Source organism: Microcoleus sp. AT8-B5 (assembly GCF_036705565.1).
Taxonomy (GTDB): Bacteria; Cyanobacteriota; Cyanobacteriia; order Cyanobacteriales; family Microcoleaceae; genus Microcoleus.
This window is the reverse complement of the sequence record NZ_JAUBUY010000087.1, coordinates 1-13,000: the sequence shown is the minus strand read 5'-3', so window position 1 is coordinate 13,000 and position 13,000 is coordinate 1. Positions and strand designations below refer to the sequence as shown.

The following is a 13,000-nucleotide window of genomic DNA, read 5'->3' as shown; positions in this document are numbered from 1 at the left end:
GAGACAGGGGTTTCAACCCCTGTCGGACTGTCGGACTGTCGGACTGTCGGACTGTCGGACTGTCGGACTGTCGGACTGTCGGACTGTCGGACTATCGGACTCTCGGACTTTGATAGACGCAAAAAATCTTCCTGGTTTTCTTAGCAAAATGTTACAAACAAAGAAGCAAAAGTCTATTCAGGAGAATCCGCCTTGGTACTCTACAGCCCTCAACTTGAACCCAGTCAGCAGCAAAACCTTTCCTCCATCAATGGTTTTGCGGGCCGGCACATTGGCCCGACACCCAGCGAAATCCAGCAAATGCTCAATGTTTTGGGCATTTCCAGCCTCGATGAGTTGATTGACAAAACGGTTCCAGCGGCGATTCGCATTTCTCAACCCTTACAACTTCCCGCAGCGCAAAGCGAGTACAGCGCTTTGGCAGAATTGAAAGAAATTGCTGCAAAAAATCAGGTATTTCGATCGTACATCGGCACTGGATATCACGACTGCATCACTCCCCCCGTCATTCAGCGGAATATCCTAGAAAATCCCGGCTGGTATACAGCTTACACTCCCTACCAAGCCGAAATTGCTCAAGGGCGATTGGAAGCTTTACTGAACTTCCAAACCATGATAATTGACCTCACGGGTTTGGAAATTGCCAACGCTTCTTTGCTGGATGAAGGGACAGCGGCGGCGGAAGCGATGGCGGTTAGTTACGGCGCCAGCAAAAATAAGGCAAAAGCGTTTTTTGTTTCCCAAGATTGCCACCCTCAAACTGTGGAAGTGGTGCAAACTCGCGCTAAGCCGCTGGGAATTGAGGTAATTGTCGGCGACCATCAAAGCTTTGAGTTCGATCGTACAATCTTCGGCGCTCTCCTGCAATACCCCGCCACAGACGGCGCAATTTACGACTATACCGATTTTATTCGATCGGCACACGAAGTCGGCGCATTAGTCACAGTAGCCGCCGACATATTGAGCCTTTGCTTGCTCACACCCCCCGGCGAATTCGGCGCGGATATAGCCGTAGGAAGCACTCAGCGCTTCGGAGTGCCGATGGGATTCGGAGGGCCCCACGCCGCCTATTTCGCCACGCGAGAAGAGTTTAAACGGCAAGTTCCGGGGAGAATAGTTGGCGTTTCTAAAGATGCCAACGGCAAATCTGCTTTGCGTCTGGCCTTGCAAACTCGCGAACAGCACATCCGCCGCGAAAAAGCAACCAGCAATATTTGTACTGCTCAAGTTTTGCTAGCAGTGATGGCGAGTATGTATGCTGTTTATCACGGCCCGTCTGGACTGAAAGACATTGCTGAGAAAGTACGGACTTTAACAGCACTTTTGGCATCCGGTTTAAGAAGTTTCGGATACACAATTGGTTCTCAACCTTTCTTCGATACTCTGCGAGTAGAATTGGGAGACAAACCGCTGTCAGAACTTCTAGAAGCTGCTAAAGTACGCAAAATTAATCTCCGAGTTTTCGATGATTCGACAGTGGGAATCACTTTAGATGAAACTGTCAGCGTTGAAGATGTGCAAGAGTTGTGGGAAATTTTTGCACAGGATAAAGATTATATCAGGGCAGACGGGCAGAATGCTCTCAACATTCCGCTGGATGCCGACGCATTGAATTCCTATTTGACCTTACCAGATTTTTGCGATCGCACCAGCAGCTATCTCGCCCATCCAGTTTTCAACAGCTACCATTCCGAAACGGAACTTTTGCGGTATTTGCACCGTTTAGAAGCCAAGGATTTATCGCTAAACACATCGATGATTCCCTTGGGTTCTTGCACCATGAAATTGAATGCCACAGCAGAGATGATGCCGGTGACTTGGGCAGAATTTGGCAAGATACATCCCTTTGCACCCCGCGATCAAACTCGCGGCTATCAAATGATGTTCGTGCAACTAGAACAGTGGCTGGCAGAAATCACCGGTTTCGCGGGAATTTCTTTGCAGCCAAACGCCGGTTCCCAAGGCGAATACGCGGGCTTGTTAGTTATTCGCCAATACCACGAACACCGAGGCGAATCTCACCGAAATATCTGTTTGATTCCCCAGTCAGCCCACGGTACAAATCCGGCTAGCGCGGTGATGGCGGGGATGAAAGTAGTTGCTGTCGAGTGCGATTCTCAGGGCAATATTGATGTCGCCGATTTACATAAAAAAGCAGACAAGCACAAAAAAGAACTGGCGGCTTTGATGGTGACATATCCATCTACCCACGGCGTTTTTGAGGAAGAAATTAAAGAGATTTGCGATATTGTCCACAACTGCGGCGGACAAGTTTATATGGACGGCGCAAATATGAATGCTCAAGTTGGTTTGTGCCGCCCCGGTGATTTTGGTGCTGATGTTTGTCACTTGAATTTGCACAAAACTTTCTGCATTCCCCACGGCGGCGGCGGGCCGGGAATGGGACCGATTGGGGTAATGTCTCATTTGGTGCCTTTCTTACCTTCTACTGATGAAGAATCAAAATCTTACCCCCCCCAACCCCCCCTTGCTAAGGGGGGGAGCAACATACAGCCCCCCCTTCCTAAAGGCGAAATATCCCAATCAGTTGGTGCTGTTTCCGCAGCGCCTTGGGGAAGTGCTAGCATTTTGACTATTTCTTGGATGTACATTCGGATGATGGGAGGAGTGGGTTTAACTGAGGCGACAAAAGTAGCAATTCTTAATGCTAATTACATGGCAAAACGGTTAGAATCTTATTATCCGGTTTTGTACAAAGGGAAAGCTGGTTTGGTGGCGCATGAGTGTATTCTAGATTTGCGATCGCTCAAAAAATCTGCGACTATTGAAGTAGAAGATATCGCTAAACGGTTGATGGATTACGGCTATCACGCGCCGACGGTTTCTTGGCCGGTTGCTGGTACGGTAATGGTGGAACCGACGGAAAGCGAATCGAAGCAGGAATTAGACCGTTTTTGCGATGCGATGATTGCAATTCGAGCGGAAATTGCGGAAATTGAAAATGGTAATGTTGACGCGCAAAATAACGTCTTGAAAAATGCGCCGCATACCGCAGAATCTCTGATGGTTGATGAGTGGAATCGTCCTTATACTCGCGCGCAAGCGGCTTATCCGACCTCTTGGACTCGCGAATATAAGTTTTGGCCTGCGGTGGGCCGGATAGATAATGCGTTTGGCGATCGGAATTTTGTCTGTTCTTGTTTACCAATGGAGGCATACACTTAAGAGTGTAATCAATGTAAATCTCGTTTATATCTGAGTCTAGATACCCCTAAATCCCCCTTAAAAAGGGGAGTAGGGGTTGACTTTGAGAACGCTTCCGATTCCCCCCTTGTAGGGGCGGTGCCCCCGTGCCCGCCCTCTTGGCTAGGGGGGATCTCCGGGTTTGATAGATGCCGAATATCTAGGTAAAAAAACCCGGTTTCTCAACCTCACCTCTCTCTTCTCTTCCTCTGTGCCCTCTGTGGCCTCTGCGGTTAAATTATTCCGAAACAACCGTAAACGATATCATCCAAAGCCTCAACAAAAATTCCCCCATCTCAGCTATAATCAAAACCATCCTATCCCTCCCCACAAACCCGCTATGAGGCACTGGCAGCCGGGACAACAAATCCACAACGGCAAATACCTAATCGAAGCCATCCTCGGCGGCGGCGGATTCGGTGTCACCTACCGCGCCCAAAACCTCAAAGAAGCCAAAGTAGTAGCCATCAAAACCCTAAATGCCAACGTTCAAGGTAAGCCAAACTTTCGCGAATACCAAACAAAATTTGTCAACGAAGCCTTATCTTTAGCCAAGTGCAGCCATCCCCACGTCGTGCAAGTTTACGAAGTATTTCCCGAAACCGTGGGAAATATCGAATTGTGGTGCATGGTGATGGAATTAATTGACGGGATTGACTTAGCCAGCCATCTAGAAGATAACGGCATTTTGTCGGAAGAGAAAGCTTTGGCAATTATTAAGCAATTGGGAAGGGCCCTGAGTTTTGTTCACAAGCAAGGATTTACTCACCTCGATGTTAAACCCCAAAATACTATGCTCAGAAAGCGGGGTTTGAAAGCCGTTTTGATTGATTTTGGCTTAGCACGACAGATGACAGCACCGGGAAAATTGAGAACTAATAGCAATTCCGGGACTGAGTGTTACGCACCCATTGAATTATTAGAAAAACGTGCCGAAATAGGCGCTTATACAGATGTTTATTCCCTAGCAGCAACGTTTTATGTCATGTTGACGGGTGAGTTGCCGTTTCCCTCGCTATTCAGGAAGCAAAATATTCTTTTAACTCCGCCAAAGCAATTCAATTCTGAGATTAGCGACAGGGTGAATGCCGCGATTATGAAAGGGATGGAGTTGGAACCGCAAAATCGCCCGCAGTCGGTGCAGGAATGGTTGGATTTGCTGATACCGAAACCTGTGGCTGCTGAGACTACGCGGGTGATTTCAGCCGTGGGAATGGATTATATAAACTTGCGGAATTTATTAGCGGCAGGAAAGTGGAAAGAAGCGGATTGGGAAACGGCGGAAGTCATGCTGAAGGTGGCGGGTAGGGAGAAAGAAGGATACTTGCATTTTGAATATATTGATAAATTTCCCTGCGAGGACTTGCGTACCATTGACCAACTTTGGGTACAATACAGTGATGGGCGCTTTGGCTTTTCGGTACAGAAGCGCATCTATCAAAGTCTGGGGGGAACCAGGGAATATGATAGTAAAATATGGAAAGCGTTTCGCGATCGGGTAGGTTGGTATGTGAATAATAGCTCGTTGTCGTGGAGTGAGCTAAAATTCAACACCAAGGCACAGCCGGGACACCTCCCTGGTGGAGGTGGTGGTTTGTTGGGTGGGGTAGGGTGTGGGGATTGGATCCGTCTCTTCTCTCGCGTCGAGACTTGTAAAGTGTAACATCTAAGCGTTTCAGGGTTTCATAAAGATTTATTACAGGCAATAAAACCACGAAGCCACGCCAGTTCTACGTTTCCGATACCTGGCACTGCGAGTCCTCAGTTTCCGGCCCATTTTCCGTAGCTTTTTGTAGTATCTGCCCAGCCACTTGCGGGTTATAACAATTAGCAAAAATGAACTTTTGGGCCACCGCTAAAATTTCCGGGTTTTGGGCAAATTCAAGAAACCGGGTTTCTGCGATAATTTACGCATCATCACCCAGATTCAGGAAGAAACCCGGTTTCTACCTCGCCACCAACAGTCTCCAAACCCCATAAACTCGCAAACTTTACGTGGCTATTAGTAGCATAGCGTATAAAACTTTCTTCACTCAAGATGCGATTCAATTAATTGTAAACAGACATCAACTTCCCCTAATTGTCGTCAATACAGAAGTAGAGGAAATAGTACAATGGATAAACTAACCGAGTATCCCAAATTAATCGATCGCATTTTAACCGAATATATAGAATTGTGCCACCGTCCTCAACCAGACATCGAAACCTTCTTAATTACCGATGCACAAAACGGTCATTATATGTGGATGAATCTCGGCTGACCAAAGGGAGAACGCATTACCGGGATGACTGTCTACGTTAGGATTCGGGATGGCAAATTCTGGATTGAGGAAGACTGGACAGAAGATGGAATCGCAACAGATTTAGTACGTGCTGGGGTTCCTAAAGAAGATATTGTATTAGCATTTCACGAGCCTGGAATGCGGCAGTACACGGATTTTGCAGTAGCTTCCTAGCGCTATCAAATATATTTGATAGGAGGAGACATGAATCCCCATAATTTAGAAACAAAATTTGTAGTTTGCATTAACAACCAAGACTACCCAGCGTCATTGGAAGTGCGAAAAATCTACCAAATAATCCCGGATAATCGCGCTGGGGAACATCAATTAATCCGAGTCATTGATGAATCTGGCGAAGATTATTTGTATCCAGTTTCATATTTTGTACCGATCGCATTGCCGCAAGCTGTAGCAGCCGTATTTGCCTAGTAGAAACTATAAATTATATTACGCACTTTGACTAAAGAAACCGGGTTTTTACTGAATCTGTCGGTGGGAACGAAATATTGTCGTAAAAAACCCGGTTTCTGAGTCAATCTCAAGGAGTAAGCTGTTGTGCATTTAAATCGTCCTTAGCATCCGAGTGTGTTAGGGGACAAATGCAACTCTCCTGTCCCAGCCACTGCGATCCTACTTGATGCAGGGCTGCCATCACCGGTTGAATTTGGCGACCCTTGGGCGTGAGGGAATATTCTACACGGGGCGGAATCTCGGCATACACACGCCGATCGACTAACCCTTGAGATTCCAACTCTCGTAGGCGTTGGGTGAGGGTTTTGGTGCTGATGCCAGGAAGTGCTGTGAGTAATTCGTGGGGACGGCGATCGCCTCCAAACAGTTCGCGTAGAACCAAAATTGACCATTTATTGTCCAACAAATCCAGCACAAATTGAATCGGACATTTAACCTCTACGCACTGACTCGCTTCCACCATAAACTCCCTTCACTATAATTTCCATATTTCTTTAGAAATGGCTCAAGCGTCCTATTGGCTTCAATGCTTTACCTAAAGTAACTATAGGATACCACTGGTAACTGACTTGTGGGCGATCGCGGATTAAGGCAATGTGGTGCACAGTCATCAATTCCGAACAATCCACTCTCCACTCCTATGGTCAGTTCAATTAGTAAATCGGAGTCTGCTGGTCTCCCATCCAGCATTAAAGCACCTGTTCAAGAAACCCTGTTAACACCACGCTTTTACACCACCAATTTTGATGTCGTTGCCGAAATGGATCTGTCCGGGCAACAAGCGGAATTAGAAGCAGTTGTAGCAGAATTGCGCGCGGACTATAACCGCCACCATTTTGTCCGCAATCAAGAGTTTGAGCAATGCTGGGACAAGATTGATGGCGAAACGCGAAAGGCATTTATTGACTTTCTAGAGCGCTCCTGTACCTCAGAATTTTCGGGTTTTCTGTTGTTCAAAGAACTCTCCCGCAAACTTAAGAATCGCCAACCGTTGTTATCGGAAGCCTTTAGCTTACTGGCACGGGATGAAGCGCGTCACGCCGGTTTCTTGAATAAGGCGATGGCAGATTTTGGGTTGTCTCTCGATCTGGGCTATTTAACAAAAAATCGTACCTACACATTCTTCCCTCCAGAATGGGTAATTTATACTGTTTATCTGTCGGAAAAAATTGGCTACTGGCGCTATATTTTGGTGTATCGCCATCTAGAACAACATCCAGAACATCAAATTTATCCCCTGTTTCGCTACTTCGAGAATTGGTGCCAAGACGAAAATCGGCATGGGGATTTCTTTAAGGCTTTGTTGCGATCGCAGCCTAAGCTTTGGAATAACTGGAAAGCAAGACTCTGGGCGCGCTTTTTCCTACTGACGGTGTTTGCCACCCACACAATGACGGTGTTGGAACGCTCCACATTTTATGACTCGATCGGCATCGACCCCGATGAATATAACAAGCAGGTGATTCATCACACCAATGAAACAGCAAAACGGGCGTTTCCCAGTATTTTAGATACCCACCATCCAGAATTCTTTCCTCGTTTGGATCGATGTGCGATCGCCAATCAGAAGCTAGCAGAAATCTCAAGTAACCAGCGCCCTGCCGCCATCCAATTTTGCCAAAAATTACCCTGGATTGCTGCGATCGCGTGGCAGTTGTTGCGCCTTTATTTACTGCCCTCGATTAATGCTGAATCGTCCAGAACCGCTATTAATTAGGAGATATTGCCATGACTAATCTATCCACACGCCTCCGAGAAGGCACGATGCAATCCCACACCACAGCCGAAAATACGGCATTTATGAAATGCTTTATGAAAGGCATTGTGGAACGGGAACCTTTGCGTAAACTATTTGCCGATTTGTACTTTGTTTACAGCGCCTTAGAAACGGCTTTGCAGAGCCATGTCAACCACCCGATAATCGGAACCCTCTATTTCCCTGAGTTAAATCGCACTGAGAATCTGGCTTGCGATCTAGCTTTTTATTACGGTGAAAATTGGCGGGAGGAAATTACGGCTTCGCCAGCGGGTTCTGTGTATCGCGATCGCATTCAAACCCTCTCAAAAACCGATCCAGTCCTGCTGATTGCCCATGCCTACACCCGCTACATGGGTGATTTATCCGGCGGACAAAGCTTGAAAAACGTGATTCGATCGGCGTTGTCTCTGCCGCCGGATCGGGGAACAAATTTCTATGAATTTTCCCAAATCTCGACACCAGAAGCAAGGCGAGTATTTAAGGAACGCTATCGCCAAACCTTTGATGAGTTTCCGGTGGATGCTGACACGATCGAGCGAATTGTCGCCGAAGCAAATACGGCATTTACCCTTAACCAGGATGTAATGCACGAACTCGAAGCCGATGTAAAAGCGGCGATTGGAGACCATACCTTTGATTTGCTGACTCGGCAAGATCGCCCCGGTAGCACAGAAGGCCGCAGCCCTCATGCCAAGCGAGAATCTGTCGCGAAATAACTCGCCCAAGGAAAACAAGATCGATCGTATCTCTAAAATATGCCGGGGTTCTGAATTTACACAACAACAGAAGGATACATTAGTTAATGAAACAGTTATCACAAACGGTTGAATTTGATGCTGCATTGTTGAATAAATACAACCAGCCTTTACCTCGCTATACCAGCTATCCACCCGCCACAGAATTAAGCACTGACTTCGATCGCAACGCATTTAAAACCGCGATCGCCGTCGGCAATCACAAACGAACCCCCTTATCGCTTTACTGCCACATCCCCTTTTGTGAAACGCCCTGTTATTTCTGCGGCTGCAATACCATCATTACCCAGCGCAAGGAGGTGGTAGAACCCTATTTAGGCTATCTCGATCGCCAAATTCGCCAAGTTGCCAGTTTGGTGGATGCTGATCGGCTGGTGCATCAGTTGCACTGGGGCGGCGGCACGCCCAACTATCTCGATCGCACTCAGGTAGAGTTTCTCTGGAACCAGTTAAATCGATATTTTCGGTTCGATGACGCAGCAGAAATATCGATCGAAGTCAACCCTAGCTATATCGATCGCGAATATATTCTATTTTTGCGACAATTAGGCTTCAATCGGATTAGTTTTGGCATTCAAGACTTTAATCCCACCGTGCAGCAAGCGATCAATCGGGTGCAGCCGGAAGCGATGTTGTTTGATGTGATGGATTGGATGCGGGAAGCTGGGTTTGAAAGTGTAAATGTAGATTTGATTTACGGCTTACCTTTCCAGACACAAGCCACATTCCAGGAAACTGTACAGAAGACCTTGCTATTAAATCCCGATCGCATTGCCGTCTTTAATTTTGCCTATGTTCCCTGGCTCAAACCGGTTCAGAAACGAATGCCGGAATCTGCTTTGCCCACTGCGGGGGAAAAGCTGAAAATTCTGCAAAGTACGATCGACCAACTGACGCAAAGTGGCTATGTGTTTATTGGTATGGATCACTTTGCCAAGCCTAATGATGAACTGGCGATCGCGCAACAAGCTGGGCAACTACATCGGAATTTTCAGGGTTATACCACTAAGCCAGAATCGGATCTGTTGGGCTTTGGCATGACTTCCATCAGTATGTTGCAGGATGTGTATACCCAAAACCACAAGGGATTGAAAGATTTTTATCTGGCGATCGATGGGGGTGAATTGCCTATCGAAAAAGGTGTTAGACTTAATCATGACGATCTGATTCGGCGCACAGTAATCATGGAATTGATGTGTCAATTCCAACTGTCGGTGCAGGATTTGGAAGAAAAATACCATCTCGGATTCGATCTAGATTTTAATGACTATTTTGCTCAGGTTTTGCCACAACTTGATGCCTTAGAAGCCGATGGGTTAATCAAACGTTGGGGCGATGGCATTGAAGTAACTGCGATCGGGCGCTTGCTAATTCGCAATATTGCATCGGTGTTTGATAGCTATCTCATCCCCCACTCAAGCAAACGGTTTTCCAAGTCCCTATGAATCAGCGTCAGATTTGTTAACTCAGATTAGTTAACATAGTCAGGGACGGATAAATACTTTCATAACCGAGTTTTTGCGTAAATTCTAACCAATTCAACAAGGAAAAAATCAATGTTCTGTGAACAATGCGAACAAACAGCAAGCGGACAAGGATGCCATCAGTTTGGTGCTTGTGGGAAAAGTCCCCAGGTGAATGCTATCCAAGATTTGCTGATTTATTATCTGCGCGGGTTGGCTCCGATTGCCCTGAAAGCAAAGGAGTTAGGCATTGATACTCATGCAGTGGATGTCTTCACCTGCGAAACGATCTTTGCCACGATGACGAATGTCAACTTTTCCGAAAAGCGGTTTGTTGAGTATCTCCAAGAAGCGATCGCCCATCGCGCCAACCTCAAGGCTCAAGTGCAGCAAGCAACAGACACTCCACCTACCTGGGCTGCAATTTCCGACTTTGAACCCAACTTTGAGGATAGCCTGGTTGAGCAGGGTGAGCTGATTTCGTCTCAGTTCCTCAGTCAGTCTGGCTTGAATGTGGATATTTTCTCACTCAAACTCACAGTGCTATATGGGGTTAAGGGTCTTGCCTCCTACACCTTCCACGCCTACGAAGTGGGCCAGGAAGACGAGCGGGTGTATCGTTTCATTTATGAGGCACTTGTCGCCCTCGATAACCAGACCTTGAGCTTGCAGGAGTGGGTGGATCTTGCTCTTGAGGTGGGAGCCATTAATCTGCGCTCTATGGAACTATTGGATGCCGGACATACCGGTACCTATGGGCACCCAATTCCCACGCCTGTTCCCCTCAATCCACGGCAAGGGAAGGCGATTCTGGTTTCAGGACATGACATCAAACAACTCGAAGGCTTACTCAAGCAAACAGCAGACACGGGAATTACTGTTTACACCCACGGCGAACTTCTACCAGCCCACGGCTATCCCAAACTAAAACAGCAGTATCCCCATCTCTACGGTCACTACGGCACTGCTTGGCAGAACCAAACCAAGGATTTTGGCAAGTTCCCCGGTGCGATCGTGATTACGACCAACTGCTTAATGCCAACCCATTCCTATTATGAAGATAAACTCTTTAGCGTTGGCCCCGTCGGCTATCCGGGTCTGATTAACTTGAGTGCGATCGACAATGACACACCCGATTTTACTCCCGTTATTGAGAAAGCACTGGCACTTCCCGGCTTTACTGAAGATGCACCCCCCAGGGAAGTCACAGTTGGTTTTGCCCACAATACAGTCCTAGGGGTGGCAGATAAAATCATTGAGGCTGTGAAACAGCGTAAAATCCGCCATTTCTTCCTGGTGGGGGGCTGTGATGGAGCCAAACCCGATCGCAACTACTACACCGAGTTCGTAGAAAAAGTGCCTGATGATTGTGTCGTGCTAACCCTAGCTTGCGGTAAGTTTCGCTTCTTCGATCGACAAATGGGCGACATTGACGGACTACCCCGCCTGATGGATGTTGGTCAGTGCAACGATGCCTACTCAGCGATTCAGATTGCTGTAGCCCTAGCCAATGCCTTTGAGGTAGGTGTCAACGATATACCCCTTTCCATGATTCTGTCGTGGTATGAACAAAAGGCAGTAGCCGTCTTGCTAACTCTCTTGCATTTGGGGATTAAAAACATTCGTTTAGGGCCGACATTACCGGCGTTTATTTCTCCCAATGTATTCAAGCTTCTGTCGGAGAAATATAACTTGCAGGCCATTACCACCCCTGATGCCGATCTAGCAGCTTGCTTGAGCCCATTAGCAGTCATTCGCTAAGGAATGAGAATTAAATAACTTAGAATGCGTGATGGTTCTTGTGGGATGGGCGTCCCGCCCGTCCAGAAATGGCGGGCTATAAGCCCAACCCCTACTCCCCACTTTCAAGAGTGTAAATTATTTAATTCGCGATCCTAAGTCTATTCAGAGGGATTCATCTGCGTTAATCTGTGTTTATCTGCGGTGAAAAAAAGAGAATGTATTAACCGCCCCGGACAAGGGATTGACGCAGATTCACGCGCTTGTCGAGAATAGAGATAGGATGGAGATTCATATTCTCAAAGATGGCAGTCGGATTTTCACAGGCTACCGGAGTCAAATGAATCTCGCTGAGTCGGAGTTATGAACCCGATCGCACTAAGCATCGAGCATCCAAGCAATACACTTTTGCATTTGATTGCTCATTGTTTGTCGATCGGCATTATACCTGCGGCCGTGTCCCGGCAACACCCATTCAAACGAGTAATTAGCCAACTTCTGCATAGATTTGATTTGTTCTGGCCAAGAATACCAACAGACATCGTGAAAGCCAACTAGCTCCTGCAAACTTTCCGACCAAGCAAGATGATCGCCGGTGAACAAAAACTTGTTATTGTAAAGCAAAACTGTGTGACCTTTCGTGTGACCGGGCACCGATATAATCAACAAATCATCTGCTAGTTGATACGGTTCTGTGGGCGACAATTGCATTTCTACACGGCAAGTATCAGCGTTAATTTCGTCATAATGAATGATGCGATCGCACCCAAAATGCTCGCGGTATTGTTGATGATCTGCGACATCATCGCCGTGAGTCAAGTACATATAGCGAATGCCACCCATTGCTTCTATGTTTTTGACTAGCGGCGGCACAAAACGGGGAGAATCAACTAAAATGTTTCCTTCAGGGCGGACAATTAAATAGCTGGCTGCAGCGTAGGATTTCTCTGAGTGGTAGCCGCAGTGATAGACATTTTCTGCTACGAGTGCGGGTAACAGTTGCTGAGCTTGTTTGATGCTTTTGGGTTTTTCTACAGTGCCGATCGAACTTGTGGGACAAGACAAAAGAGCCGCGAGCGATCGCATTTCTTCAGTTTCATTAGTTGGCTGGCGGTAAACCGCAGACTGTTCTCCCGCTTGAGTAAATACTTCAGGTGCCATCCACCGACAAGTATCGCAGTCAATGCAGGTACTGTCCACTTGACACTCCCCTGGCTAAAGCCGAGGGGATTCTTGATTCGCAGAATCGACTTGCCGATGCAGAATTACTTCAACATCGGTAGCGGTCAACTCTCCACAAGCGTTCGGATCTAAGATCCAAGTTCC

Annotated in this window: 10 protein-coding genes and 2 pseudogenes; 9 read left to right on the top strand and 3 right to left on the bottom strand. The window is 47.1% G+C overall.

Annotated features, from left to right (window positions below; all coding sequences use genetic code 11):
* Positions 1-192: 192 nt before the first annotated feature.
* The 5 genes and pseudogenes from gcvP (at position 193) to QUB39_RS29550 (ending at position 5,915) form a co-directional block, all read left to right on the top strand.
* Positions 193-3,186 (top strand): aminomethyl-transferring glycine dehydrogenase, encoded by a 2,994-nt coding sequence (gene gcvP / locus QUB39_RS29565; RefSeq protein WP_333212267.1) that lies wholly within the window; start codon positions 193-195, stop codon positions 3,184-3,186.
* A 358-nt stretch (positions 3,187-3,544) separates the two neighbouring features.
* A complete protein-coding gene (locus QUB39_RS29560) occupies positions 3,545-4,867 on the top strand; it encodes a serine/threonine-protein kinase (RefSeq protein ID WP_333058510.1) in 1,323 nt (440 codons plus the stop codon).
* Positions 4,868-5,199: 332 nt separating this feature from the next.
* On the top strand, positions 5,200-5,331 hold the full coding sequence (locus tag QUB39_RS30715; protein ID WP_445243059.1) for an element excision factor XisH family protein: 132 nt from the start codon (positions 5,200-5,202) through the stop codon (positions 5,329-5,331).
* A pseudogene (locus QUB39_RS29555) lies at positions 5,319-5,660 on the top strand (XisI protein). The gene QUB39_RS30715 and the pseudogene QUB39_RS29555 overlap by 13 nt, the downstream one beginning before the upstream one ends.
* Before the next feature lie 30 nt (positions 5,661-5,690).
* Complete coding sequence (locus QUB39_RS29550) at positions 5,691-5,915, top strand: hypothetical protein (RefSeq protein WP_333058511.1); 225 nt, start codon at positions 5,691-5,693, stop codon at positions 5,913-5,915.
* A gap of 109 nt (positions 5,916-6,024) precedes the next feature.
* Here QUB39_RS29550 and QUB39_RS29545 read toward each other — a convergent pair whose 3' ends face one another.
* A complete protein-coding gene (locus QUB39_RS29545; protein ID WP_333212269.1) occupies positions 6,025-6,420 on the bottom strand; it encodes a helix-turn-helix domain-containing protein in 396 nt (131 codons plus the stop codon).
* Between the two features lie 177 nt (positions 6,421-6,597).
* Between QUB39_RS29545 and acsF the strand changes: the two genes are divergently transcribed.
* From acsF to hcp, 4 genes are all read left to right on the top strand, one after another.
* Complete coding sequence (acsF, locus tag QUB39_RS29540) at positions 6,598-7,674, top strand: magnesium-protoporphyrin IX monomethyl ester (oxidative) cyclase (RefSeq protein ID WP_333058513.1); 1,077 nt, start codon at positions 6,598-6,600, stop codon at positions 7,672-7,674.
* Between the two features lie 11 nt (positions 7,675-7,685).
* Positions 7,686-8,432: a heme oxygenase (biliverdin-producing) gene (locus tag QUB39_RS29535; RefSeq protein WP_333212271.1), complete on the top strand. Its 747-nt coding sequence runs from the start codon at positions 7,686-7,688 to the stop codon at positions 8,430-8,432.
* An 86-nt stretch (positions 8,433-8,518) separates the two neighbouring features.
* Positions 8,519-9,916 (top strand): oxygen-independent coproporphyrinogen III oxidase, encoded by a 1,398-nt coding sequence (gene hemN, locus QUB39_RS29530; RefSeq protein WP_333212273.1) that lies wholly within the window; start codon positions 8,519-8,521, stop codon positions 9,914-9,916.
* 111 nt (positions 9,917-10,027) lie between these two features.
* Entirely contained in the window at positions 10,028-11,695 is a 1,668-nt protein-coding gene (hcp, locus tag QUB39_RS29525; protein ID WP_333212275.1) for a hydroxylamine reductase, read from the top strand.
* A gap of 357 nt (positions 11,696-12,052) precedes the next feature.
* On the opposite strand, the gene QUB39_RS29520 is transcribed toward hcp, so the two are convergent.
* Together QUB39_RS29520 and QUB39_RS29515 are read right to left on the bottom strand one after the other, a co-directional pair.
* Positions 12,053-12,874, bottom strand: coding sequence for an MBL fold metallo-hydrolase (locus tag QUB39_RS29520; RefSeq protein ID WP_333212277.1), 822 nt, complete (start codon positions 12,872-12,874; stop codon positions 12,053-12,055).
* 15 nt (positions 12,875-12,889) lie between these two features.
* A pseudogene (locus QUB39_RS29515) lies at positions 12,890-13,000 on the bottom strand (transposase); the annotation flags it as partial.